We start from the raw sequence: 23755 nt of genomic DNA on the forward strand, positions 1-23755 counted from the left end.
TTATTTGGAAAGACGAGCAGAAGGAGCAGACTTCGCAAGACATTCGTTAACGGCGGCAACCAGCGCCTGCGGGGTGAACGGCTTGCGCAGGCAGGCGGACGCCCCGAGCTCGATCGTCATCCGCAGGAAGTCCGGCGCTCGGTCGGCATTGGCGAAGGCATAGCCCGACATCGCGATGACGGGAATATCGGGGGCGCGCTCGTGGAAGATGCGAATCGCCTCGAAACCGCGCATATGCGGCATGAAGACGTCGACCAGCATGACGTCGAACGCGGCCTGGTCCAGCGCGCGCATGCCGGCTTCACCGCCATCCGCAACGGTGACGTCGAAGCCCTGGCGCTGCAAACACACCTCGATGGCAACGCACACCATCGGGTCGTCATCGACCACGAGAACGCTCGGCACGATGCATCCTCTTTCTGCGGCCTCGCGTGCCGACGACTCGCTAGGCCCGGCTGCCGATTAAGGCGGAACCTGGATGGAAAGTCTGTATCATAGAATGCATATGCTGTTTGCTGACAAGCAGATTTCCAGCTAGCCCTGATACCATCACTAGTATTTGTCCGTCCACATTACGACAGGTCCATGACCGCAGTTCCCGTCGCCGGCCGCGCGCCGCTGTCACCGCTCGGCCTCGCATTCCTGGTCGTCGCCTCGACCGGCTGGGGCCTCAATTTCCCGATCATGAAATTCCTGCTGACGGAGTGGCCGCCGTTGTCGTCGCGCGGGCTGTGCGGCGTGGTCGGCGCGGCCGGGCTCGCTCTGGTGGCGCTCGCACGCGGACAGACGCTGCGTGTGCCCGATGGCATGTGGTTGCGGCTTACCCTGGTGTCGACGCTGTCGATCGGCGGCTGGGTCGCGTCGATGGGCCTCGCGCTGATCTGGCTGCGGGCCAGCGAGGCGGCCGTGCTCGGCATCTCGATTCCGGTGTGGGTCGCGCTGGTGGCCTGGCCGGTGCTCGACGAGCGCGTGTCGCTGCCGCGCGCGCTTGCGCTTGCGGTGGCGCTCGCCGGGATCGCGGCGCTGATCGGCGGCGGCGGGATCGACGCCAGCCTCGGCAAGTTGCCGGGCATTCTGTTCGCGCTTGCGGGCGCGCTTTGCGTCGGGCTCGGCACGGTGCTGACCAAGTTCTTCAAGCTCGCAATGCCGCCGCTGTCGCTCGCGGCCTGGCAGCTTGCGATCGGCTGCGTGCCGATCGCAATCACCGGCGTCCTGATCGAGCAGCCGCAGCTCGCCGCGCTGTCGCAGCTCGGCTGGGCGTCGATGCTCTACATGACGCTGATCCAGTTCTGCCTTTGCTACGTCTGTTGGTTTGCGGCGCTCGAGCGGCTGCCGGCGGCGACTGCGTCGATCGGCACGCTGCTGGTTCCCGTGGTCGGCGTGCTGGCGGCGGCAGCCATGCTGCGCGAGCCGCTCAGCGCGAGCGACATCGCGGCGCTGCTGGTGACGTTCGCGGCCGTCGCGGTGGCCCTGCGGACCTGAACTAGCCGGTATGAAAAAGGGCGGCGTTGCCGCCGCCCTCTGTTCAACCGGAATTTGGATCCTCGTTACGGGCAGGGGTGCCGCAGGCCGTCAAAGCCGAGATAGGTACCCGAGGCCGGATCGTAGGACCTGTAGCGCTGCGCGCAGTAGCTCGCATCGCCGCCCGGCGCGGCTTCCACGGCGACAGGTGCGCTGTCGTCGTAATAGCCGTAGCTGTCGTCATAGTAGCCGTATCCCGGCCCGTAGCCGTAGTACGCGCCCGAAGCGAGGGCGCCGCCGACGACTGCACCGGCAACTGCGCCCGGCCAGAAGCCGCCGCCACGATGGTAGCCACCGTGCCAGCCACCGCCGCCGCCGTGCCAACCACCGCCGCCGCCACCGGCCCAGTGGCCGCCGCCACCGCCGCCGTGCCAGCCGCCGCCACCGCCACCGCCAATGCGGCCCCCGCCGCCACCACCGCCGCCGCCGCCGCGTGCTCCACCGCCACCGCCCATCGCGCCCATTTGCGCGGCCGTCTGGGCGAACGAAACGGTCGGCGCCACAGCCAGCGGCAGCGCAAGCGCCAGCGCCGCAGCGGTGCTCAGAACCTTCATATTGATCATTTTGGACTCCATCAAAACGGACAATGTCTAACCATTTCTGCGGTTGGACGTTCCAGCGCGCGACATTGATTGTCCGTCATCTTTGTTTGGCCGGAGGCGCATGTATGGCAGGTGAACAAAACTCTCCGTGACCGCGTCATTTGGTCGCCAAACGGGCAGGTGATGGGGTCTATTCCGGGAGTGCCTGGCTACCTTGGCGGCGGCTGGACATTTGCGGATTCAGGTGGCATCAGAGCCGGACTGCCTCGAACCTGTGACCGGCCACGCATGAAACAATTCCTGCTGAAATTCTTCACCTGGTGGAACGGCCAGACCTTTGGCACGCAATTGTGGACCTCGCGATTCGGCGAACTGGTCGGCGAGGACGAGCAGGGCAACCGCTACTATCGCACCAAGGGCGGCGAGATCGACCCGACGCTGCATTTCGAGCGCCGCTGGGTGGTCTATAACGGCTATGCCGAGGCGTCCCGGATTCCGGCCGGCTGGCACGGCTGGCTGCACCACACGGTCGACGTGCCCCCGACCGACGAGAAGTACGTCGCCAAGGAATGGGAAAAGCCGCATCTGCCGAACATGACCGGCACTGCCCAGGCTTACCGTCCGTCCGGCTCGACGCTGGCAAGCGGCCGTCGCCCGAAGGCGACCGGCGACTACCACGCCTGGACCCCGGGAAGCTGATCTTCACGCATTGCTGACCCCTGCACGTGCGCAATCGCGCGCGTGCAGCGCACGCGTTGCCGGGCAGCGCAGGTGCGCGCCTGTGGACAACGGTAACAGCGGGGACAGGTCGGCCGCCGCCGATGCTGTCCACTTGCGCGGTCCGCATCTTCGCGGCTCAATGAAGCCATCTTACGGAGATGGGAAACCATCGCGTCGGATCGGGCTCCAGATCGCGACTGTCCCGATGAGCAGCGGCCTCCGAGTTGGATGCGGCCGGGAGATAGGCCCCCGGTACAGATGTCCTGAAATCGCCCGCAAATGTGAGGCTACCGTGAGACAGGAAGGGCCGCTCGGGAAACCGGGCGGCCTTTTTCTTTGGGCGATCAGGTCAAGTTTCTTTGCAGCGAACAGGTCAAGCCAGCCGCGCCGCAGCCCGGCCCATCAATTCGCCGCGACGCGCATGCGCCGGTCCCATGCGCTCCTTCATCAGCGCCAGGATCTCGGCCGGTGCCGTGTCGGGCGAGCCGGCATTGAACGGCGGGGCCGGGTTGTATTCGAGCCTGAGCTGGATCGCTTCCGCGGTCTTGCGATCGACCAGCTCGGACACCAGCGTCAGTGCGAAGTCGATGCCGGCCGTGACCCCGCCGCCGGTGAAGCGGTTGCGGTCGACGCAGACGCGGGTCTTGGTCGGAATGGCGCCGAAGCCCGCGAGGAAATCGATCGCACTCCAATGCGTGGTGGCGCGATAGCCCTTGAGCAGGCCGGCGGCGCCGAGCACCAGCGATCCCGTGCAAACGGATGTGACGTATTTCGCGCCCGCGGCCTGGCGGCGCAGGAATCCGAGCATCTCCTCGTCGCCGACCATGTCGTCGGTGCCGAAGCCGCCGGGCACGCAGATCACGTCGAGCTGCGGGCAGTCGGCAAAGGTCGTGGTCGGCGTCAACACCATGACGGAATCGGTCGGAACCGGTTCGATCCGCTTCCAGATCAGATGCACCTTCGCGCCGGGGACCGAGGAGAACACCTGCAGCGGACCGGTCAGGTCGAGCTGGGTCACCTTCGGGAAGACGAGCAATCCAATCTGCAGGGGGTCGGACATCGGAGGCCTCCAAATAGCGCTTGACGGAACCAGGATGCCATGATGGCCTCCTGTCAAGAATGGCGTATTTCCCTCGTTTTCGGACGAGGCCGGGTTCAAAGGATTTGGCGATGATCGGCATCCTGATCTTTCCCGACTTCCAGCTGCTCGATGCGGCCGGCCCGATTGCGGCGTTCGAGATCGCGGCGCGCTTCGCCAACAATCCACCGGGCATCAAGACGATTGCCGTGAAGGCCGGGCCGGTGCGCTCGTCGTCCGGCGTCGAGATGCTGGCACGCGGCCTCAAGCCGTCGGCAGCAATCACGACGCTGATCATCGCGGGCGGCAACGGCGTGCGTACGCCGGCGACCTGTCCGACCACGCTGTCATTCGTGCGGCGGATGGCGGACCGCGGAGTCCGTGTCGCCAGCGTCTGCTCGGGCGCCTATGTGCTGGCCGAAGCTGGCCTGCTCGACGGCCGCCGCGCCACCACGCATTGGCAGCGCACGCCGCATTTCGTGAAGACCTATCCGAAGATCAAGCTCGAGCCGGACCAGATCTTCGTCCGCGACGGCAATATCTGGAGCTCGGCCGGCATCACCGCCGGCATCGATCTCGCGCTCGCCATGATCACCGAGGACTATGGCGACGAGGTCGCGCAGAACACCGCGCGCCAGCTCGTGCTGTATCACCGGCGCAGTGGCGGGCAGTCGCAGTTCTCCTCGCTGCTGGAATTGAAGACGCCGAACGGCAGGTTCGGGCCGCTGCTGGCCTGGGCACGGGAAAATCTCGACGCGCCGCTGACGGTCGAGGACCTCGCCGACAAGGCCGGGATGAGCTCGCGGCATTTCACCCGCGCCTTCATCGCCGAGACCGGCACCACGCCGTCGAAGGCCGTCGAGCGGCTGAGAATAGAGGTGGCGCGGCAGCGCGTGCAGTCGTCGGGCGAGGCGATCGAGCGCGTCGCCGAGATCACCGGCTTCCGCGATCCCGAGCGGATGCGCCGCGCCTTCATCCGCGCCTTCGGCCAACCCCCGCAATCGCTGCGCCGGGCCTCGCGGGCGGGGTAGGTCGTCGACTGCGGAAGCTGCGGCGATTTGTGGATCGAAGGTCATTCCGGCGGCGAAGCGGCAACTGCTACCCGATGACGGCACCTTGAGTCCTGGGACAATATCGTTGTCCGATTTCATGCGATGCATGCCGTCTTGCGCTGATGAACCTCGCGAAGGTTCCCGTGACCCACGTCTAGTGGGCATTGGGGACCCGAGGAGGTTCTAATGACAAAGCATCGAACGATTACCGGGTTCGTGGCTGTCGCCCTGCTGGCCGTCACTGCAACCGCCGCCACGATGAGGTCGCACGCGTCGCGGACCGACGACGTCGTCGCCTCCGGTGCAGACACGCTGCCGGCCAAGGATTTCAGCGACCGCTGGTCCCCGATATCCGCATTGTCTCCGGCCGCGGACACAGCCGAGCGTGCACCTGACGCACGCTAAGTCAGGACGAAGGGCCGGCCAGTTCGAGCACGCGACGCGTGCAGGGAATGCTCGTCTCACAACACAAATGCCCCGCCGAAGCGGGGCAAGATGTTGAATGACTTGGTCTTGAACAAACTGGTCTTGAATAGAACTAACGGTTCCGCCGCGCCGGACTAGCGCAGTCATTTACCAAATACAGGATCAGCCCACGATCGCAGAGATCCTCGGATGCTGATCATGAAATGTGCTTCAACCGAAATAAATCACTGGCTCAATGTATCGGTCGCGATCTTCTTCTTGAGTGTCTCGCAGGTATCCCTGACCTCCATGGTCATCAACGAGACGGCTTCGATCTGCAGGAAGAAGCGCTTGCCCTGATCGCGGTAACCCGCGGCGAACTCCTTGATCTCTGCGATCATGTCATGGACGCCGGCCACCATTACTTCGCAGTTCTTGGCAGCCAATTGCTGTTCCGTTCCGAGGGCCTCGATCTCTTTCACCGCCGCTTCATACTCGCGCACGACGGCCTCGGCCGACAGCTTGCCCACTTCATTGACGCCATTGCGGTGCTCGACGTAGTCCGGCATCGGTGAGAGAGGTCGAATATTGCCACGTGGTCGATGCGAGCTCACCGCTTCGATTTCGTCGTCCGTCTGTTCCAACGGGGCGCGGGCGAGGAGCGTCAATGCGGAGCGCCGGTCGCGGGTTAGCCGGCGGCCGAGCGTTCGCCCGGCTGCCCGTGCGGTCTCCGGGCATATCGATCTGCGGCAGGCGACCGACGCGCGCGCGTCACGCTGCGACGGCGCCGGATGTAGATCGCACCCCAACCGAGGCCGAGCATGGCGGCGACGACCGAGCCGAGCAGCACGCCCAGCTTAGCCGCGTTCAACAGGGCTTCATCGGCGAAGGCCAGCATCGCGATGAAGATCGACATGGTGAAGCCGATGCCGGCCAACAGGCCGACCAGGCAGACGCCGCCCCACGAAACGGCGGGGGCCAGCCGGCACCAGCCGAGCCGCACCGCAAGCCAGGTCGTACCGATTACGCCAACGGGCTTTCCAACGACGAGTGCAAAGCCTACGCCCAGCATCACGGATTGAGCGCCGGCCGAGAGATCAATTCCAGTCAGGCTGACGCCGGCGTTGGCCAATGCGAACAGCGGCATGATGCCGTAGGAGACCCAGGGATGCAGTGCAGTCTGCACGCGTACCACGGGCGGCAACATCTCGCGTTGCGCGAGACGAAGCTGCCGCCGCGGTGACGCCAGATGATGCGTCTCACTGCCTTGAAGCGCGTCGCCGTTTTGCAGCTCTCCGGCGACCCGCGACAGCATCTGCAACGGATGTTCTCCAAGAGGCATCGACCGCACCGGCGTCATCAGGCCGAGCACGATGCCGGCAAGCGTCGGATGGGCTCCGCTCATCAGGAGACCAGACCAGACGATCGCGCCGGGGACGATGTAGACAATTGCCGAGCCGATCCCGATCCGTTGCAGCGCCAGCACCATCAGGATGCCGAACGAGGCGACAAGCAGGCCGCCGAACCCAAGGCCTCCGGAATAGAAGAACGCGATGATCAGCACCGCGATGACGTCGTCGACGATCGCCAGCGCCAGCAAGAATATCCGCAGATTGACCGGGATCGACCGTCCGAGCAGCGCGAGCACGCCGACGGCAAACGCGATGTCCGTCGCCGTGGGGACGGCCCAACCCTGGCCGCGCACCGCATCGGTGTTCAGGCTCAGATAGATCAGGGCGGGGGCGACGACGCCGCCGGCTGCGGCGACCACGGGCAGGATCGCCTGGTCGAACCTGCTCAACGCGCCCTCGTGGGCCTCGCGACGAATCTCCATGCCGACGACGAGGAAGAAGATCGTCATCAGGCCATCGTTGATCCAGAAGTGCAGCGGCTTGGAGAACACGAACGAGCCAAGCTGGATCGCGACGGGCTGATGCCAAAGGGCGTGGTAGCTGCCGGCGAAGGGCGAATTGGCCCAGATCAACGCCGCCACGGCAGCCATCAGCAGCACGCAACCGCTGACGGCCTCGACATGCAGGAAACGCTGGAGCGTCGCGAACGCGCGCTGCGCGAGCAGTTGGGTTGACGGCGGGTCTTCGGCTGGCAGTCGGTGGTCCATCGGGCGCACGCTTCCCGCGTGGTGGCCCGACCATCGCTCAACCTGTCACTGCTCCATGCAGCAAACACCCATGGGCGATTTCGCACGGCAATCCGGGCAAAGCAACCCTAACCGAGGCTCGCGACGACGTGGTGGCGCGCCGGCCGGGGCGTCAAAAGCGCGCAGGAGAGGAGCCGTCAGAACCAGCCCGCAAAACCGTTGACCTGCGTGGCCGCGCCGAACATTAGGAAAACGGCGATGCACAGCAGCGGCGAATACGGGTTCCGATCGTTGTCTTGTGACGGATACTGCATGACCGCACCTCAATGAGGAACTCGTCTGCGGCGCCACGGGATCGTGCGCCGTTTGCCTCGCGAAACATGGCGGGAACGGCATAGGAAAGCGAGACGACCGGCGGTCGCGCGGCATAAAGACGACATAAGCGTCGGCAGCGCACCGGTGCTCTTGCCTGGCGGTTCTAATCGACCGCGAGCAGGCCGAGCCGCGACGCAAGCCAGCGTGTGGTCGAGGCCTGGATCAGGATCGTCATCAGGATCGCAATGAAGGTGACGGAGGCGATCATCTCGGCTCCGGGCGCCTTCATGCCGAGCATGAGGCCGGCGAGCGCGGCGGGGATCACGCCGGTCTCGCGGGTCCAGCACATGAACAGCATTTCCGGCAAACTCCAGCGAGCGCGGCGATCGGGCAGCGCGCACAGGAAGACGGTGGCGGGGCGCGCCAGAAACATCAACACCAGCGTGACCGCGACGCCGCCAAGCCAATACTGCTGCATCAGCGCAAAATTGACCTGAGCGCCCAGCAGAATGAAAATGAAGAGGCGCAGGATGAAGGCCGTGGTCAGCACGAACTCGTCGAGCTTTTGCGCTTCGCCGGGCTCCATCTGGAAGCCGAAACTCTCCTTGTTGCCGAGCATGATGCCGAACACGAACACCGCCATGAAGCCGGATGCGTGCATGCCCTCGGCGGTGAAATAGGCGCTGATGACGGCGACGACGGTGACCACCGGCGCATATTCCGCGAGGAACGCCCACTTTTCGTGAGCGATCAACAGCGCCGCGAGATAACCGAGCACGACGCCGGCGACGATGCCGATGACGGAATGCGTCAGCAACTGGAGCAGGGAGGCGGAGAGCGAGAAGGCACTGCCGGTCGCAAGGCCCAGCAGGCTGAAGGTGATGATCGCACCCATGGCATCATTGAACGCCGACTCGCTCATCACGGTTTGCGCGACACGGTCCCTGATCCGAACCTGGCGGAAGATCGGCACGAGCGTCGCCGGATCGGTCGAGGCGAGTGTTGCCGCAAGCAGGAACGCCACGATCGCGGGAACGCCCAGGATGAACTTGGCCGCCGTTCCCGTGATCGTCGCAGTGATCACGACGCCAACCGTCGCGATCACGGCGATCGTGACCCAGACCTGTTTCAGCACGGCAAGCCGCAGCGTCGCACCGCCGTCGAACAGGATGTAGCTCGCGCCGAACAGCAGTATGATCTGGTTCAGCGCGGAATCGGCAGCGATATTGACGAGTCCCAGCGCATGTGGGCCGATCAGGATGCCGACGATGAGGAACACCGCGACGTCGGGAATCCGGATCTTCTGGGCGAGCAGCGCCGCGACCGTGCCGATCGCCAGGACCAGGCCGCAGGAGAGCAGCGTGTGCCTGGCGATTTCGATCGAGGAGGACATCAGCCCAGCGACTTCAGCCAGGCGCTGATCTCGGTCACCGCGACATTGGCCTGATTGAGCAGCTTGCCCATGGTGAAGAAGCCATGGAATTGGCCGGGGAAATGCCGGTACGTCACGGGCACGCCGGCGCCCTCGAGGAATTTCGCGTACTCGTCGCCTTCGTCGCGCAAGGGATCGGCGCCGGCGGTCAGCACATAGGCCGGAGGCAGGCCGGCGAAGTCGTTCGCGCGCGCGGGCGATGCGCGCCAGTCGCTGTCGTCGGCATCACCGAGATAGTGGTCGCCGAACCAACCGATCACCGAATGGGTCAGCAGGATGCTGGTCTCGGGCTCGCGATGCGAGGGATGCTGCCGCGAGAAATCGGTCGCGGGATAGACCAGAAGCTGGGCCACGAGCTTCGGTCCGCCGTCGCGGGTGGTGAGTGCAACCACCGCCGCGAGATTGCCGCCGGCGCTGTCGCCGCCGACGATCAGGCGCGCGGCGTCGATGCCGAGATCCTTGGCGTTGGCGGCGACCCATCTGGTTGCGGTGACGGCGTCGTCGACCGCGGCAGGGAAGCGGTGTTCGGGCGCGAGGCGATAGTCCACTGAGACCACGATCAGCTCGCCCTCATGGGCGAGCTTCTGGCAGACCACCTCATGGGTATCGAGGTCGCCGATCACCCAGCCGCCGCCGTGGAAGAACACCAGGCACGGCGCGAGCCCGTTCGCCTTGCGCAGCGTGTTCGGCGTGTAGATGCGCGCCGGGATGCTGCCGTGCGGCGCCGGGATCGCGAGCTCCTTGCTCGATTCAAGCGCCGGCGGCTCCGGATTGGAGACGATACGGGCGGCGCGATAATATTCGCGTGCTTCCGGCGCGGTCAGCGATTCATAGGCGGGGCGGCCGGCCTCCTGGAACGCCTTGTAGACGGCGGCGGCATCGGGATCGAGAACGACGGGCATGGACGACAAACCTTGTTGTGATGCTGGGCTGGGGTGTCAGGCGGCGGTGCGGCCGCCGTCGACGGTGTAGGCGGAGCCGGAGACGTAGCTCGCCTCGTCGGAAGCGAGGAATGCGACGATGGAGGCGACCTCGCTGGCGAGGCCGAGCCGGCGCGCCGGGATGCGGTCGACGATCTTCTCGACCGGGGGCGGCGCGTTGCCGCCGGAGCGGCCCTGTAGGATGGTGCTCAGCATTCGGCTTTCGATCATGCCCGGGCAGACGCAATTGACCCGCACGCCGGTGCCGGTGCATTCCCATGCCGCGCTCTTGGTCAGCCCGATCACCGCGTGCTTGCTGGCGCTGTAGACCGCGATCATCGGCGATCCCATCAGGCCGGCGATCGAGGCGGTGTTGATGATGCTGCCCTTGTTCTGCTTCAGCATCACCGGCAGCACATGCTTCATGCCGAGGAAGACGCCGACGACATTGACGTCGAGCACGCGGCGGAAGCTCTCCAGCGAATATTCAGGGATCGGCCTGACGTCGCCCTCGATGCCGGCGTTGTTGTAGAAGGCGTCGATGGTGCCGAAGCGGTCCACGGCGGCGCGGACATAGTCCTTGACCTCGTCCTCGTCGGTGACATCGGCCGTGATCGCCAAGGCCTCGGCCGAGGCGGGGAGGTCCTTGACGGCGGCGGCAAGATCGGCCCCCTTGCGGTCGACTGCGACAATCCGCGCACCGCGTTCGGCGAGCAGATGGAGCGTGGCGGTTCCGATGACGCCGGCAGCCCCGGTGACGACGGCGACCCGGCCGTCGAGCCTGATGCGATCGGGCATGTTGGGTTTCCTCTGGCTGGTCCGGTTCGATCCGGATTTTCCTGGTTTCACGCGGTGCCGCGTGGCTTCAGCGTGAGGACTATCACACGTGTTCCCAGGGGTGACCAGAGGGTGACCAGAGGGTGGCCGGCGGGCCGGGGAGAGGTGGCCGGGTGCCCTTTCCCCGCCGTATTCGGCGTGTTAACCGGTGGCCTGCGAGCGGCCGATATCAAGGTAGACTGTCGCGAGCCCGATTCGCCCTTTAAAGCCGCGCGAGATGCTTCGAACCGTTGCCCTGACTGGCTTTGCGGCCCTGGTTGCCGCCTCAACCATCTCGCTTGCGCCGCCCGCGCGCGCGCAGATCGGAACGATTTTCTCCGATCCCGCGCCGCGTCCGCCAGGCTCGATCCCGCGTGGCCAGGTGGCGCCGCCCAGCGACGACGACGAGGAAGTGCCGGAATTGCCGCGCGGCCGCCTGCTGCCGACCCAGCCGCGGGCATTGCCGCCAGGCCAAGCGGTGCCGCCGCCCGGCAACGTGCAGTCGCAGCCTTTGGCGCCGCCGCCCGGCTCCACGGTCGCTCCGCCCGGCGTTGCCGTGCAGCCGCCGCAGCCCGGCGGTCCCGCCGTTGCCAACACGCCGCCCGGCGCCAATCCATTGCCGCCGGGACAGCGGCCCAAGGGCGCGCCGCAAGCTGCACCACAGGGCGCCGCGCCGCAGACGCCGGCCGCGCTGCAGCCGGGTGACGAGGTGGTGCAGGAGCCGCCTTCGACCAAGATCACCAACAAGAAGGCGAGCTTCTCCGGCCTCGACAAGATCACCGGACGCATCATCAATTTCGACGAGGATATCGGCGAGACCGTGCAGTTCGGCGCGCTGCGGGTGAAGACCGATGCCTGCTACACCAGGCCGTCGACCGAAGCCGCCAACACCGACGCCTTTGTCGAGGTCGACGAGATCACCTTGCAGGGCGAGGTGAAGCGTATCTTCTCCGGCTGGATGTTCGCGGCGAGCCCCGGCCTGCATGGTGTCGAGCATCCGATCTACGACATCTGGCTGACCGACTGCAAAGGGCCGGACCAGACCATCGTGACCGCCGCGCCCGATCCGCCGAAGGCGCCGACGCCGCCTCCGCCGCCGGCCCAGAAGCGCGCGCCGCCGAAGCAGGCCGCGCCGCGTCCGCCGCCGCAGCCGCTGCCGCAATATCAGCAGCAGCCGCCACCTCCGCCGCCCCAGCAGCAGCGGCCGGGCGGGTTGTTCGGCGGCCTGTTCGGAAACTGATCGCGTCCTGCGACGACCGCGGGACGCTCATCCCGATCAAGGCATCCGATTGATCGGGGCGAGCTGTCCGGCATGGCAGAAGCCCGAGCCATCGCGCCCTTCGGTCGCCGCGACACGCACCCAGCTCGACTTGCTCTCAAGGACCGTCACCGTCGATCCGCGGCGCAGAGATTTGAGCACGTCGGACCCTGCCGACGGCTGCGCGAACAGGCCGGCTCCAGGCTGCTCCACGAACATGCGCGACTGATTGATCCTGGTGAGGTCGTCCGCGGCGATCCACGGCCCCGAGCGATCGAAGAAGCCGAGGCTGGCGGCGTCGGCTCGGACCAGATTGACGTCGAGTGAAACATTGCCGCACGGCAGCTCCAGCGCATGCTGGTAGAGCGTCCAGCCGGCATTGTTGTAGAAGCTCCTTGTGTCGGCCCATCCGGTGGAGCCTGGAAGCCAGAACTGCGTGGCGAGCCCGCGCTGTCCGAGTTCGTTGCAGATCTTGCCGGAGCCGTAGACGCCGACGTGGAGCGTCCCGCGCTGCCGGAACGCTTCGTTGACCGCCTCGAAATAGCTCAGGACCTTTGCGACGCTGCGGGCGTCCGGCCAATCGCCATCGACACCGAAATAGACCGTGGTTCGCGCAGGCTGGCCAATCCGGCCGGCCTCATCGAGCGAGAACAGGGCGTCCGTTCTGCCGCGCTCGGCCGTGAACGTCTGAAGGCTGCTGTTGTTGTATTGGTACGCGATGCCCAGTGCGAGGCCGGCATCCAGGATCGCATCGGCCTCCGGTTTCGTGATGCGTTTGGTGGGCAGGCTCGGCTGGTAGCCCGCTGCGTAGTATGTGACGATCGCCTTGACGCCGCTTTGCTTGATGGCGGGAAGGGCCCGGGTGACGTCCTCCGACGAGTCGGCGATCAGCTGGAAGCTGAAGCTTCACGGCAGCCGACGTTGCGGCGGTTGCGCGATGCCCGAATGCCGAGACGGCAAGGCATCCCAACAGCGCATCGCGGCGCGTGAGGGTCGATGGGCCTTCTGTGCTGCGGCGCATGTGCGTCTCACTTTTCAAAGGGGCTTCCGGGCAGCAGCACGTGGTTCTGCACGGTCAGCCCGGTGAGTTGCCAAACGTCCGCGTAGGCGACGATCAGCGAGGGATAGATCGGGATATGGATATTGCCAACCTTGCCGCCGCCCAGCTGAAGCGTCTGGCTGCAATCGAAGTGCAGGTGCGTGGACGTTCCGCGATGCACGCCGCCCATCCAGTTTGAAACCCGCCCGAGCACGGTCACGCCCTTCTGGACGCGCTTGCCGACGATCCCGGCGGGATCTGTCTAGCGGCGGGCCGCGATGATCGCGAGCGCGTCGGCACCCTTGACCGGTTGCGTGGCGTCGAGCTTGCGGAAATCCGCCGGCGCGCCCGATATCGCCTTGTCGAGCAGCGCGCGATAGCGGCGGCGCGAGATTTCGACCGCGCCGAACGTCTTCAGGTGCTCGGTCACGTATTGTGTGTCGAGCAGTTCGAAGCCGCCGGCGATCAGTCGGGCCACCAGATGCACCAGCGCGACCTTCGAGGCGTCGCGCACGATGTGAAACATGCTCTCGCCGAAGAAGGCGCGGCCGAGGCTGACGCCATAGAGGCCGCCGACCAGATTGTCGTCCTGCCAGACCTCGACGCTGTGGCAATGGCCCGACGTGTACAGCCCGAGATAGAGATCGCGGATGCGCTTGTTGATCCAGGTGTCGTCGCGGCCCGGCTGCGGCGCGGCGCAACCGGCGATCACGGCCTTGAACGCGGTGTCGACGGTGACCGTGAACACGTCCGAGCGCACCGTGCGCGCCAGGCGGGAGGAGACGCGGAAGCCGTCCAGCGGAATCACGCCGCGCAACTCCGGCTCGACCCAGAACAGGGTCGGATCGTCGGCGCTTTCCGCCATCGGGAAGATGCCGCAGGCATAGGCGCGCAGCAGCACCTCGGGTGTGATCTCGGAGGAAGCGGAGTCGCGTGACGTCATGCCACAGAGGATAGCAAAGCGCGGGCGGTCTTGCGATGGGGGCTGCCGCGGGGGCGCGACGTGTTGACGAAACGCGCCAGTTCCTCCACAAGCCGCGCCATTCGGCCGCAGTCACCCGAGACGGACTGCGCGACCGTGCTACATTGCAACAAAAACATGGCGGCGCCGCCCGGGACTTGGTTGGGCACTTGGCGGCTTGCACGCCCGACAATCAGGACACATTGAGGGGGACGCTGCATGAAGTCGTCATGGCGGACGTTTGCGCCGTTGCTGGTCTGGCTGGTGATCTATCTGGTGCCGGTGCCATCAGGGCTGAACGCCAATCAGTGGCACTATTTTGCGGTGTTCGCCGCCGTCATCACCGGGTTGATCCTCGAATCGATGCCGGTCGGCGCGGTGGGCCTGATCGGCCTGACAGTCGCCGGCGTCGGCGGCTATGTCGAGCCCGATCCGAACAAGTCGCTGCGCTGGATGCTCGGCGGCTTTTCCGAGAGCACGGTGTGGCTGATTGTCGGGGCCTTCGTGTTCTCGATCGGCTACCGCAAGAGCGGGCTCGGCCGAAGGCTGGCGCTGCTGCTGGTGCGCGGGCTCGGCCGCCGCACCATCGGGCTCGGCTATGCGGTGGCGTTCTCCGATCTCGTGCTGGCGCCGGCGACGCCGTCCAACACCGCGCGCTCGGGTGGCACCATCTATCCGATCGTCAGCAACATCCCGCGCATCTATGGCTCCGAGCCCGGTCCGACCGCGGGCAAGATCGGCACCTTCGTGATGTGGACGGCGTTCGCGACCACGGCGGTGACCAGCTCGCTGTTTTTGACCGCGCTGGCGCCGAACGCCGCCGCGCTCTCGATCGCCAAGAAGCTCGTCAACATCGAGGTCGGCTGGTCGCAATGGTTCATCGGCTTCGCGCCGCTCGGTATCCTCTTGCTGCTGCTGGTGCCGCTCTTGAGCTATTTGGTCTGCCGGCCCGAGATCAAGGAGAGCCCGGAGATCGTGACCTGGAGCGAGGGCGAGCTCGCCAAGATGGGGGCGCCGTCACGGCAAGAATGGATCATGGCGGTGCTGGTGCTGCTCGCGATGTTCCTGTGGATCTGCGGCTCCAACCCCAATATCAGCGTGCCGCTGCTCGGCTCGAACTTCATCAACGCGACCACCGTGGTGTTCGTCGTGATCTCGCTGATGCTTCTCACCGGCGTGATCGCGTTCGAGGACATCGTCGCGGAGAAGAGCGCCTGGGAGGTATTCTTCTATTTCACTTCGCTGCTCACGCTGTCGTCAGGATTGAACGAGATCGGCTTCATCAAATGGGTGGCCGAGGGCTACGCCAAGCCGCTCTCCGGCACCTCGCCGCTGGTCGGGATGATCCTGCTCGTCACCTTCTTCTTCTGGATCCACTATTTCTTCTCGAGCATCACCTCGCATACTGCGGCCGTGCTGCCGGTGGTGCTCGCGGTCGGCTCCAGCATTCCCGGCCTGTCGGTGCAGACCCTGATGCTGCTGTGTGTGTATTCGCTCGGGCTGATGGGCGTGATCTCGCCCTACGCCACGGGACCGGCGCCGATGTATTACGGCAGCGGCTATATCGGCAAAGGCGACTTCTGGAAATTCGGGCTGATCTTCGGCCTGATCTACTTTGCCGGATTGTTGCTGATCGTGTTGCCCTGGTTACAGTCGATCGGGTAAAATAGCCACAATCCAGCGTGAAACAGCGCTCGACCGGGAAGGAGGGGCCATCCTTTCCGATTCTTAACGCGCATTGTCAGAGGGAAGCGTTCAAAATGCTTCCTCGAATGTGGCGCGCGCGGATTTCAGGGGACACATAGAGCCGCGCGAGCTCGTTCGTGTTTCTTCGTGGGCAAGTTTATGGACCAGCATATCAAAGACCCGTCGATCGTCGCACCTGGACCCGTCAGGCGAGCGTCGCGTTGGCCGGGGTTTCTGACCGGATGTGTGGTGCTGGCGATACTCGCTGGCATCGTCTGGTGGACGCGGCAGCAGGCCGCACCGCCGCAGGCCGGCGGCGGGCGCAATGCCGGTCCGATGTCGATCGTGCCGGAGACCATCGGCAAGGGCGATATCGGCGTCAGCCTCAACGCCCTCGGCACCGTGACATCGCTCGCGACCGTGACGATCAGGAGCCAGATCAGCGGCTACCTGATGAAGATCGATTTCAAGGAGGGCGACGAGGTCAAGAAGGGTGACCTGATCGCCGAGATCGATTCGCGACCCTATGAGGCGACGCTGGCGCAGGCCAAGGGCACGCTGGCGCGCGACGAGGCGCAACTGAAGGGCGCCCAGGTCGATCTTACGCGCTATCAGGGCCTCGCCACCCAGAACGCTGTGCCGCACCAGACGCTGGATACCCAGGTCGCGCTGGTCGCGCAGTATCAGGGCACGGTGGAGGCCGACCGCGCCGCGGTGAAGTCGGCCGAAGTGAACTTGGCGTATTGCCGCATCGTGTCGCCGATCAACGGGCGGGTCGGACTGCGCCAGGTCGATCTCGGCAACTACGTGACGCCGGGCGACACCAACGGCCTGGTCGTGATCACGCAGCTCGAGCCGATCAGCGTGCTGTTCACGTTGCCGGAGGACAATCTGCAGGCGGTCGCGAAGCGGTTGAAGGAGGGCGCGGTGCTGCCGACGGCGGCCTATGACCGCAGCGGCGCCAACAAGCTCGCCGAGGGATCGCTGCAGACCTTCGACAGCCAGATCGATGCGACCACCGGCACGATCAAGCTGCGCGCCCAGTTCGAGAACGACAAGCGCACGCTGTATCCGAACCAGTTCGTCAACATCCGCCTCCTGCTCGACACCCACAAGGATGCCACCACGATGTCGACCGCCGGCATCCAGCGCGGCGTACCCGGCACCTTCGTCTATCTCGTCAATGCCGACAGCACGGTCTCGGTGCGGCCGGTCAAGCTCGGCGTCACCGACGGCGACCGCGTCGAGGTGCCGTCGGGGCTTGTGGCCGGCGATCGCATCGTGATCGACGGCGCCGACAAGTTGCGCGAGGGCGCCAAGGTCGTCGTGCGCTCCGCCGCCGATGCTGCGAACCCGGCCGGCGCGGCCAAGGGGACGGTGAGTGGCGCGGCAAATGGGGCTGCGAAGGGCGATAGCAAGGGCGGCGCCGATCCCGACAAGGCGGGAGGCGGCCAGCACAAGCGGTCCGAGGACGGGCAGACCAAATGAACCCGTCGCGGCCATTCATCCTGCGGCCGGTGGCGACGACCCTGATGATGATCGCCATCATGCTGTCGGGCATGCTGGCGTTCAGATTCCTGCCCGTCGCGGCGCTGCCGGAGGTCGACTATCCGACCATCCAGGTGCAGACCTTCTATCCCGGCGCCAGCCCTGACGTGATGACGTCGTCGGTGACGGCGCCGCTCGAGGTTCAATTCGGCCAGATGCCGAATTTGAACCAGATGAGTTCGGTGAGCTCGGCCGGCTCGTCCGTCATCACGCTGCAATTCGGCCTGTCGATCTCGCTCGACGTCGCCGAGCAGGAGGTGCAGGCCGCGATCAATGCCGCGGGCAATCTGTTGCCGTCGGACCTGCCGGCGCCGCCGATCTACGCAAAGGTCAATCCGGCCGACGCGCCGATCCTGACGCTGGGGCTGACCTCGAAGACGATGCCGCTGACCCAGGTGCAGGACTTCGTCGACACAAGGCTGGCGCAGAAGATCTCGCAGCTGCCCGGCGTCGGCCTTGTCAGCATCAGCGGCGGCCAGCGGCCCGCGGTGCGCATCCAGGCCGACATCCGCAAGCTCGCGGCCTACGGCCTCAACATCGACGATCTCCGCACCACGCTCGGCAATGCCAACGTCAACACGCCGAAGGGCAATTTCGACGGCGCGATGCGCGCCTACACCATCAACGCCAACGACCAGATCCGCAATGCCAGCGACTACCGCTCGCTGATCATCGCTTACAAGAACGGCTCGCCGGTCCGCCTCAGCGACGTCGGCAACGTCGTCGACGGCGCGCAGAACGACAAGCTCGGCGCCTGGATGAACGAGACGCCGGCGATCATCCTCAACATCCAGCGCCAGCCCGGCGCCAACGTGATCTCGGTCGTGCAGGGCATCAAGGACCTGCTGCCGCAGTTGCAGGCGACGCTGCCGGCGGCGATCGACCTCAACATCCTGACCGACCGTACCGTGACGATCCGGGCCTCGGTGCGCGACGTCGAATACGAGCTGTCGCTCGCGGTAATCCTGGTCGTGCTTGTCATCTTCGTGTTCCTGCGCTCGACCCGCGCCACGCTGATCCCGAGCCTGTCGGTGCCGCTGTCGCTGGTCGGCACGCTCGGGGCGATGTATCTGTTCGGCTTCAGCTTGAATAATCTGTCGCTGATGGCGCTGACGATCGCGACCGGCTTCGTAGTCGACGACGCCATCGTCGTGATCGAGAACATCTCGCGCTACATCGAGGAGGGCGAGTCGCCACTGGAAGCCGCGCTGCGCGGCTCCGAGCAGATCGGCTTCACCATCATCTCGCTGACCGTGTCACTGATCGCGGTGCTGATCCCGCTGCTGTTCATGGGCGACGTCGTCGGCCGCCTGTTCCGCGAATTCGCCATCACGCTGTCGGTGACGATCCTGATCTCCGCCGTGGTGTCGCTGACGCTGGTGCCGATGGCCTGCGCGAAACTCCTGAAGCCGGAGGCCATGTCGCGCGAAAACACCTTCCAGCGGCTCAGCCGCGAAGGCTTCGACCATGTCATCGCGATCTACGCCCGGATGCTCAACTGGGTGCTGGATCGCCAGACCTTCGTGCTGCTGATCGCGCTCGCCACCTTCGGGCTGACGGCGTTGCTCTACGTCGTCATCCCCAAGGGCTTCTTTCCGGTGCAGGACACCGGCGTGATCCAGGCGATCTCGGAGGCGCCGCAATCGGTATCCTATGCGGCGATGGCCGAACGGCAGCAGCGGCTCGCCAGCGCGATCCTCAGGGATCCCGACGTCGAAAGCCTGTCGTCCTTCATCGGCGTCGACGGCACCAACACCACGCTCAACAGCGGCCGCATCCTGATCAATCTGAAGCCGCACGAGCAGCGCAAGGCCGGTGTTGCGACGGTGATGAACCGGATCAAGGCCAGCACGGCTGATCTGACCGGTATCACGCTCTACATGCAGCCGGTGCAGGACCTCACCATCGAAGGCACGGTGAGCCGGACGCAGTACCAGTTCATCCTGCAGGATGCCGATCCCAACGAGCTTGCGGAATGGACGCCGAAGCTGGTCGACAAGCTGCGTGAGCTGCCTGAACTCAGCGACGTCTCCAGCGATATTTCCGCGCAGGGGCTGTCGGTGTTCGTCGACATCGACCGCGACCAGGCGGCGCGGTTCGGCATCACGCCGGCGACGATCGACAACGCACTGTACGATTCCTACGGCCAGCGCATCGTCTCCACCGTGTTCACCAATTCGAACCAGTACCGGGTTATCCTCGAGGCCGACCCGTCGTTGCAGAATTCGCTGGATTCGCTGTCGTCGATCTACTTGCCGTCATCGGTCGGCTCGACGCCGGTGCCGCTGTCGGTCATGGCCAAGATGCGGGTGGAAACCGCGCCGCTGCAGGTCTCGCATCTCGGCCAGTTCCCGTCGGCCACGGTCTCGTTCAACCTCGCGCCCGGCGCTTCGCTCGGCAGTGCAGTAACGGCGATCAAGCAGGCGCAGGCCGATATCAACCAGCCGCTCGGCATGATCACGAGCTTCCAGGGCGCGGCGCTGGCGTTCCAGTCCTCGCTGTCCAACCAGCTGTTCCTGATCCTGGCCGCGATCATCACGGTCTATATCGTGCTCGGCGTGCTGTATGAGAGCTTCATCCATCCGCTGACCATCCTCTCGACGCTGCCCTCGGCCGGCATCGGCGCGCTGCTGGCGCTGATGATGGCCGGGCAGGATCTGACCATCATCGCGATCATCGGCATCATCCTCTTGATCGGCATCGTGAAGAAGAACGCGATCATGATGATCGACTTCGCGCTCGACGCCGAACGCAACGAGGGCAAGCCGCCGCGCGAGGCGATCTACCAGGCCTGCCTGCTGCGGTTCCGGCCGATCATCATGACGACCATGGCAGCAGTACTTGGCGCGCTGCCGCTGATGCTCGGCAGCGGTGCCGGCTCGGAGCTGCGGCATCCGCTCGGCATCTCGATCGTCGGCGGCCTCCTGGTGAGCCAGCTGCTGACGCTGTTCACGACGCCGGTGATCTATCTGTGGTTCGATCGCCTGGCGCTGCGGTTTGCCGGGCGGGCGGACGAGGTCGGCGAGGCGAGCGGGTCGCGTTGAGCCATGGGTCCGTCGACGCCATTCATCCGCCGGCCGGTCGCAACCACGCTGTTGACCTTCGGACTTGCGGCGGCAGGCATCGTGGCGTTCTTCAAGCTGCCGGTGTCGCCGCTGCCGGCGGTGGATTTCCCGACCATCTCGGTACAGGCGACGCTGCCCGGCGCCAGCCCCGAGGACGTCGCGACCACAGTGGCAAGCCCGCTGGAGCGGCATCTCGGCCAGATCGCCGATGTGAGCGAGATGACCTCGTCGAGCTCGGTCGGGCAGACCCGGATCACGCTGCAGTTCAACCTCAACCGTGACATCGACGGCGCCGCGCGCGACGTGCAGGCCGCGATCAACGCGGCGCGCGCCGATCTGCCGACCAGCCTGCGCAGCAATCCAACCTACCGCAAGGTCAATCCGGCCGACGCGCCGATCCTGATCCTGACGCTGACGTCGGATACGCTGACCCGCGGCGACCTCTACGATGCGGCGTCCACGGTGCTGGCGCAGAAGCTGTCGCAGGTCGAGGGCATCGGCCAGGTCGTGGTGGGCGGCAGCTCGCTGCCCGCCGTCCGCGTCGATCTGACCCCGCAGGCGCTCTACAAATACGGCATCGGCCTGGAGGACGTGCGCGCGGCGCTGTCGAACGCCAACGCCCACAGCCCCAAGGGCGGCATCGATGTCGGCGACCAGCGCTACCAAGTCTACGCCAACGACCAGGCCAACAAAGCCAACGATTACCGGTCGCTGATCGTGGCCTACCGCAACGGCGCGCCGGTCCATCTCTCCGACGTCGGCGAGGTGGCCGACGGCGTCGAGAATCTGCGCAACGCCGGGCTTGCCGATGGCAAGCCGGCCGTGCTGGTCATCCTCTACCGCCAGCCCAATGCCAATATCATCTCGACCGTCGACCTCGTGAAGGCATTGATGCCGCAGCTGAAGGCCTCGGTGTCGCCGGCGATCGATATCGGCCTTGCGGTCGACCGTTCGACCACGATCCGCACCTCGCTCAGGGACGTCGAGCGCACCCTGATCCTCGCGGTGCTGCTGGTGGTCTTCGTGGTGTTCGCGTTCCTGCGCAGCGCGCGCGCCACCTTCATCCCGGTGGTCGCGGTCTCGGTGTCGCTGGTCGCGACCTTCGGGGCGATGTACCTGTTCGGTTACAGCCTCGACAATCTGTCACTGATGGCGCTGACGGTGGCGACCGGGTTCGTGGTCGACGACGCCATCGTGGTGCTGGAGAACGTCACCCGCTACATCGAGGAGGGCATGAGCCCGCTCGAGGCGGCCCTGAAGGGCGCCAACGAGGTCGGCTTCACCGTGCTGTCGATGAGCATCTCGCTGATCGCGGTGTTCATCCCGATCCTGATGATGTCGGGCATCATCGGCCGCCTGTTCCGCGAATTCGCCGTGACGATCTCGATCTCGATCGTGATCTCGCTCGCAGTCTCGCTGGCGACGACGCCGATGATGTGCGCCGTGCTGCTGCGGCCGGATACCGGTGGTCACGGCAGGCTCTATCAGTTCAGCGAGCGCTTCTTCGATGCGATGCTGGGGTTCTATCGACGGACACTGACCGGTGCGCTCGAGCATCCCCTGAGCATCGTGCTGATCTTCTTCGTCACGATCGGCCTGACCGGCTATCTCTACGTCGTGATCCCGAAGGGCTTCTTCCCGCAACAGGACACCGGGCGGCTGGTCGGCTCGATCCAGGCCGACCAGAGCGTCTCGTTCCAGCTGATGCAGCAGAAGCTCGCGCAGTTTGTCGGCATCATCAAGCGCGATCCGGCGGTGGAGACCGTGGTCGGCTTCACCGGCGGCGGGCAGACCAATTCCGGCTTCGTGTTCGTCTCGCTGCGGCCGCTTGACCAGCGCAAGCTCGGCGCCGACGGCGTGATCGCGCGGCTGCGCCGCGAGATGGCGGTGGTGCCCGGCGCGAGCCTGTTCCTGCAGGCGGTGCAGGACATCAGGGTCGGGGGCAGGGCGTCGAACGCGCAGTATCAGTACACGCTGCAGGGCTCGACGCTGGAAGAGCTCAATGACTGGACGCCGAAGATCGCGGCGGCGCTGCAGCGCGATCCGAACCTCGCCGACGTCAACAGCGACCAGCAGAACAAGGGCCTGGAGTCCGACCTCGTGATCGACCGCGACGCCGCGGCCCGGCTCGGCATCACGGTGAGCCAGATCGACAACACCCTCTACGACGCCTTCGGCCAGCGCCAGGTGTCGACGATCTATGTCGCGCGCAACCAGTATCACGTCATCATGGAGGTCGCGCCGCGCTACTGGCAGAGTCCGGAGACGCTGAAGGACGTCTACATCAGCACCTCGGGCGCATCGGTCGGCGGATCGCAATCGACCAACGCGGTGGCGGGCACCGTGGTGGCGGCGGGAACCTCGAGCGCGGCGAGTTCTGCCAACGCCCAGGCCGCGCGCAACCAGGCCACCAATTCGATCGGCTCGACTGGGAAGGGCGCGGCCTCGACCGGATCGGCGGTCTCGACCAACAGCGAGACCATGATCCCCCTTTCGGCGGTGGCGGCGTTCAGGCAGGGCGCGACGCCGCTGGCGGTCAACCACCAGGGCCTCCTGGTCGCCAACACCATCTCGTTCAACCTGCCGCCCAACGTGTCGCTGAGCACCGCGGTCGCCAGCATCGAGGCGACCATGAACCGGATCGGCGTTCCGGCGACGATCCGGGGCACCTTCCAGGGCTCCGCCAAGGCGTTCCAGGATTCGCTCAACAACCAACCGTTCCTGATCCTGGCCGCGATCATCACGATCTACATCGTGCTGGGCGTGCTCTATGAGAGCTACGTTCACCCGCTGACCATCTTGTCCACATTGCCCTCCGCAGGTGTGGGCGCCTTGCTGGCGCTGATGGCATTCAAGACCGAGTTCAGTATCATGGCGCTGATCGGCGTCATCCTGCTGATCGGCATTGTGAAGAAGAACGCCATCATGATGATCGACTTTGCGCTGGAGGCGGAACGCGGGCGCGGGCTGGAGCCGCTCGAGGCGATCAGGGAGGCCTGCCTGCTGCGCTTCCGTCCGATCATGATGACGACGATGGCCGCGCTGCTCGGCGCCGTGCCGTTGGCGGTCGGGATGGGCGACGGCGGCGAGTTGCGGCAGCCGCTCGGCATCGCCATCGTCGGCGGCCTGATCCTGAGCCAGGTTCTGACGCTCTACACGACGCCCGTGATCTACCTCTATCTCGACCGGTTCCGCCTATGGGCCCTGCGCGTCCGCCACGGCGGCGCGATGCGGATGCCGGGCTCCTCACTTCAGCCGGGCGAGTAAATGCCGACAGGTGCAGCGTTGCGAAGTCTTGA

Annotated in this window: 19 protein-coding genes and 2 pseudogenes; 9 read left to right on the top strand and 12 right to left on the bottom strand. The window is 65.7% G+C overall.

Annotation, left to right across the window (positions count from 1 at the left end; all coding sequences use genetic code 11):
* On the bottom strand, positions 1–405 hold the full coding sequence (locus tag CK489_RS26385) for a response regulator (protein ID WP_050631763.1): 405 nt from the start codon (positions 403–405) through the stop codon (positions 1–3).
* A 180-nt stretch (positions 406–585) separates the two neighbouring features.
* Here CK489_RS26385 and CK489_RS26390 point away from each other — a divergent pair, with 180 nt between their 5' ends.
* Positions 586–1482, top strand: coding sequence for a DMT family transporter (locus CK489_RS26390; RefSeq protein WP_095734339.1), 897 nt, complete (start codon positions 586–588; stop codon positions 1480–1482).
* A 65-nt stretch (positions 1483–1547) separates the two neighbouring features.
* Here the strand turns inward: CK489_RS26390 and CK489_RS26395 are convergent, their stop codons facing one another.
* On the bottom strand, positions 1548–2084 hold the full coding sequence (locus tag CK489_RS26395; protein ID WP_095734340.1) for a BA14K family protein: 537 nt from the start codon (positions 2082–2084) through the stop codon (positions 1548–1550).
* Between the two features lie 267 nt (positions 2085–2351).
* Here CK489_RS26395 and CK489_RS26400 point away from each other — a divergent pair, with 267 nt between their 5' ends.
* A complete protein-coding gene (locus CK489_RS26400) occupies positions 2352–2762 on the top strand; it encodes an NADH:ubiquinone oxidoreductase subunit NDUFA12 (RefSeq protein WP_050632054.1) in 411 nt (136 codons plus the stop codon).
* 394 nt (positions 2763–3156) lie between these two features.
* Here CK489_RS26400 and CK489_RS26405 read toward each other — a convergent pair whose 3' ends face one another.
* The gene (locus tag CK489_RS26405; protein ID WP_050632053.1) at positions 3157–3843 is read right to left on the bottom strand and encodes a DJ-1/PfpI family protein; all 687 of its coding nucleotides are present in this window, start codon (positions 3841–3843) and stop codon (positions 3157–3159) included.
* Between the two features lie 110 nt (positions 3844–3953).
* Between CK489_RS26405 and CK489_RS26410 the strand changes: the two genes are divergently transcribed.
* Positions 3954–4892 (top strand): GlxA family transcriptional regulator, encoded by a 939-nt coding sequence (locus tag CK489_RS26410; RefSeq protein ID WP_050632055.1) that lies wholly within the window; start codon positions 3954–3956, stop codon positions 4890–4892.
* A gap of 207 nt (positions 4893–5099) precedes the next feature.
* On the top strand, positions 5100–5318 hold the full coding sequence (locus CK489_RS26415; RefSeq protein ID WP_050632052.1) for a hypothetical protein: 219 nt from the start codon (positions 5100–5102) through the stop codon (positions 5316–5318).
* 245 nt (positions 5319–5563) lie between these two features.
* Here the strand turns inward: CK489_RS26415 and CK489_RS26420 are convergent, their stop codons facing one another.
* The 5 genes and pseudogenes from CK489_RS26420 to CK489_RS26440 form a co-directional block, all read right to left on the bottom strand.
* Positions 5564–5986, bottom strand: a complete 423-nt coding sequence (locus tag CK489_RS26420) for a hypothetical protein (protein ID WP_245350508.1) — start codon at positions 5984–5986, stop codon at positions 5564–5566.
* 104 nt (positions 5987–6090) lie between these two features.
* A pseudogene (nhaA, locus tag CK489_RS26425) lies at positions 6091–7437 on the bottom strand (Na+/H+ antiporter NhaA); the annotation flags it as partial.
* A gap of 457 nt (positions 7438–7894) precedes the next feature.
* A complete protein-coding gene (locus CK489_RS26430; RefSeq protein ID WP_095734343.1) occupies positions 7895–9124 on the bottom strand; it encodes a cation:proton antiporter in 1230 nt (409 codons plus the stop codon).
* A complete protein-coding gene (gene lipP1, locus CK489_RS26435; RefSeq protein ID WP_095734344.1) occupies positions 9124–10065 on the bottom strand; it encodes a LipP1 family hormone-sensitive lipase in 942 nt (313 codons plus the stop codon). The genes CK489_RS26430 and lipP1 overlap by 1 nt, the downstream gene beginning before the upstream one ends.
* Positions 10066–10101: 36 nt before the next feature.
* On the bottom strand, positions 10102–10881 hold the full coding sequence (locus CK489_RS26440) for an SDR family NAD(P)-dependent oxidoreductase (RefSeq protein ID WP_095734345.1): 780 nt from the start codon (positions 10879–10881) through the stop codon (positions 10102–10104).
* A 256-nt stretch (positions 10882–11137) separates the two neighbouring features.
* On the opposite strand from CK489_RS26440, the gene CK489_RS26445 reads away from it, so the two are divergent.
* Positions 11138–12139, top strand: coding sequence for a DUF2155 domain-containing protein (locus CK489_RS26445; protein WP_198961028.1), 1002 nt, complete (start codon positions 11138–11140; stop codon positions 12137–12139).
* 36 nt (positions 12140–12175) lie between these two features.
* Here the strand turns inward: CK489_RS26445 and CK489_RS40960 are convergent, their stop codons facing one another.
* The 4 genes and pseudogenes from CK489_RS40960 to aat form a co-directional block, all read right to left on the bottom strand.
* Positions 12176–12376 (bottom strand): SH3 domain-containing protein, encoded by a 201-nt coding sequence (locus CK489_RS40960; protein ID WP_143278222.1) that lies wholly within the window; start codon positions 12374–12376, stop codon positions 12176–12178.
* Between the two features lie 207 nt (positions 12377–12583).
* Positions 12584–13048 (bottom strand): annotated as a pseudogene (locus tag CK489_RS42940) (glycoside hydrolase domain-containing protein); the annotation flags it as partial.
* 137 nt (positions 13049–13185) lie between these two features.
* Positions 13186–13416 carry a hypothetical protein gene (locus CK489_RS26455; protein WP_143278223.1) on the bottom strand — a complete coding sequence of 77 codons (231 nt, stop codon included), beginning with the start codon at positions 13414–13416 and terminating at the stop codon, positions 13186–13188.
* Between the two features lie 42 nt (positions 13417–13458).
* Positions 13459–14139 (bottom strand): leucyl/phenylalanyl-tRNA--protein transferase, encoded by a 681-nt coding sequence (gene aat, locus CK489_RS26460; RefSeq protein ID WP_095734348.1) that lies wholly within the window; start codon positions 14137–14139, stop codon positions 13459–13461.
* Between the two features lie 237 nt (positions 14140–14376).
* On the opposite strand from aat, the gene CK489_RS26465 reads away from it, so the two are divergent.
* From CK489_RS26465 to CK489_RS26480, 4 genes are all read left to right on the top strand, one after another.
* A complete protein-coding gene (locus CK489_RS26465) occupies positions 14377–15822 on the top strand; it encodes a DASS family sodium-coupled anion symporter (RefSeq protein WP_050631396.1) in 1446 nt (481 codons plus the stop codon).
* A 270-nt stretch (positions 15823–16092) separates the two neighbouring features.
* Entirely contained in the window at positions 16093–17331 is a 1239-nt protein-coding gene (locus CK489_RS26470; protein WP_245350510.1) for an MdtA/MuxA family multidrug efflux RND transporter periplasmic adaptor subunit, read from the top strand.
* Complete coding sequence (locus tag CK489_RS26475; protein ID WP_095734349.1) at positions 17328–20435, top strand: MdtB/MuxB family multidrug efflux RND transporter permease subunit; 3108 nt, start codon at positions 17328–17330, stop codon at positions 20433–20435. The genes CK489_RS26470 and CK489_RS26475 overlap by 4 nt, the downstream gene beginning before the upstream one ends.
* 3 nt (positions 20436–20438) lie before the next feature.
* Complete coding sequence (locus CK489_RS26480) at positions 20439–23723, top strand: efflux RND transporter permease subunit (protein ID WP_095734350.1); 3285 nt, start codon at positions 20439–20441, stop codon at positions 23721–23723.
* Positions 23724–23755 lie beyond the last annotated feature (32 nt).

Origin of the sequence: Bradyrhizobium sp. UFLA03-84 (genome assembly GCF_002289535.1) — a bacterium.
Classification (GTDB): Bacteria; Pseudomonadota; Alphaproteobacteria; order Rhizobiales; family Xanthobacteraceae; genus Bradyrhizobium; species Bradyrhizobium viridifuturi.

Coding starts and splice junctions, on each gene's coding strand:
- CK489_RS26445 (WP_198961028.1), top strand. CDS start 11,138: ATGCTTCGAACCGTTGCCCTGACTGGCTTTGCGGCCCTGGTTGCCGCC.
- CK489_RS26415 (WP_050632052.1), top strand. CDS start 5,100: ATGACAAAGCATCGAACGATTACCGGGTTCGTGGCTGTCGCCCTGCTG.
- CK489_RS26400 (WP_050632054.1), top strand. CDS start 2,352: ATGAAACAATTCCTGCTGAAATTCTTCACCTGGTGGAACGGCCAGACC.
- CK489_RS26405 (WP_050632053.1), bottom strand. CDS start 3,843: ATGTCCGACCCCCTGCAGATTGGATTGCTCGTCTTCCCGAAGGTGACC.
- CK489_RS26390 (WP_095734339.1), top strand. CDS start 586: ATGACCGCAGTTCCCGTCGCCGGCCGCGCGCCGCTGTCACCGCTCGGC.
- CK489_RS26395 (WP_095734340.1), bottom strand. CDS start 2,084: ATGATCAATATGAAGGTTCTGAGCACCGCTGCGGCGCTGGCGCTTGCG.
- CK489_RS26410 (WP_050632055.1), top strand. CDS start 3,954: ATGATCGGCATCCTGATCTTTCCCGACTTCCAGCTGCTCGATGCGGCC.
- CK489_RS26465 (WP_050631396.1), top strand. CDS start 14,377: ATGAAGTCGTCATGGCGGACGTTTGCGCCGTTGCTGGTCTGGCTGGTG.
- CK489_RS26440 (WP_095734345.1), bottom strand. CDS start 10,881: ATGCCCGATCGCATCAGGCTCGACGGCCGGGTCGCCGTCGTCACCGGG.
- CK489_RS26430 (WP_095734343.1), bottom strand. CDS start 9,124: ATGTCCTCCTCGATCGAAATCGCCAGGCACACGCTGCTCTCCTGCGGC.
- CK489_RS26480 (WP_095734350.1), top strand. CDS start 20,439: ATGGGTCCGTCGACGCCATTCATCCGCCGGCCGGTCGCAACCACGCTG.
- CK489_RS26475 (WP_095734349.1), top strand. CDS start 17,328: ATGAACCCGTCGCGGCCATTCATCCTGCGGCCGGTGGCGACGACCCTG.
- lipP1 (WP_095734344.1), bottom strand. CDS start 10,065: ATGCCCGTCGTTCTCGATCCCGATGCCGCCGCCGTCTACAAGGCGTTC.
- aat (WP_095734348.1), bottom strand. CDS start 14,139: ATGACGTCACGCGACTCCGCTTCCTCCGAGATCACACCCGAGGTGCTG.
- CK489_RS40960 (WP_143278222.1), bottom strand. CDS start 12,376: ATGTTCGTGGAGCAGCCTGGAGCCGGCCTGTTCGCGCAGCCGTCGGCA.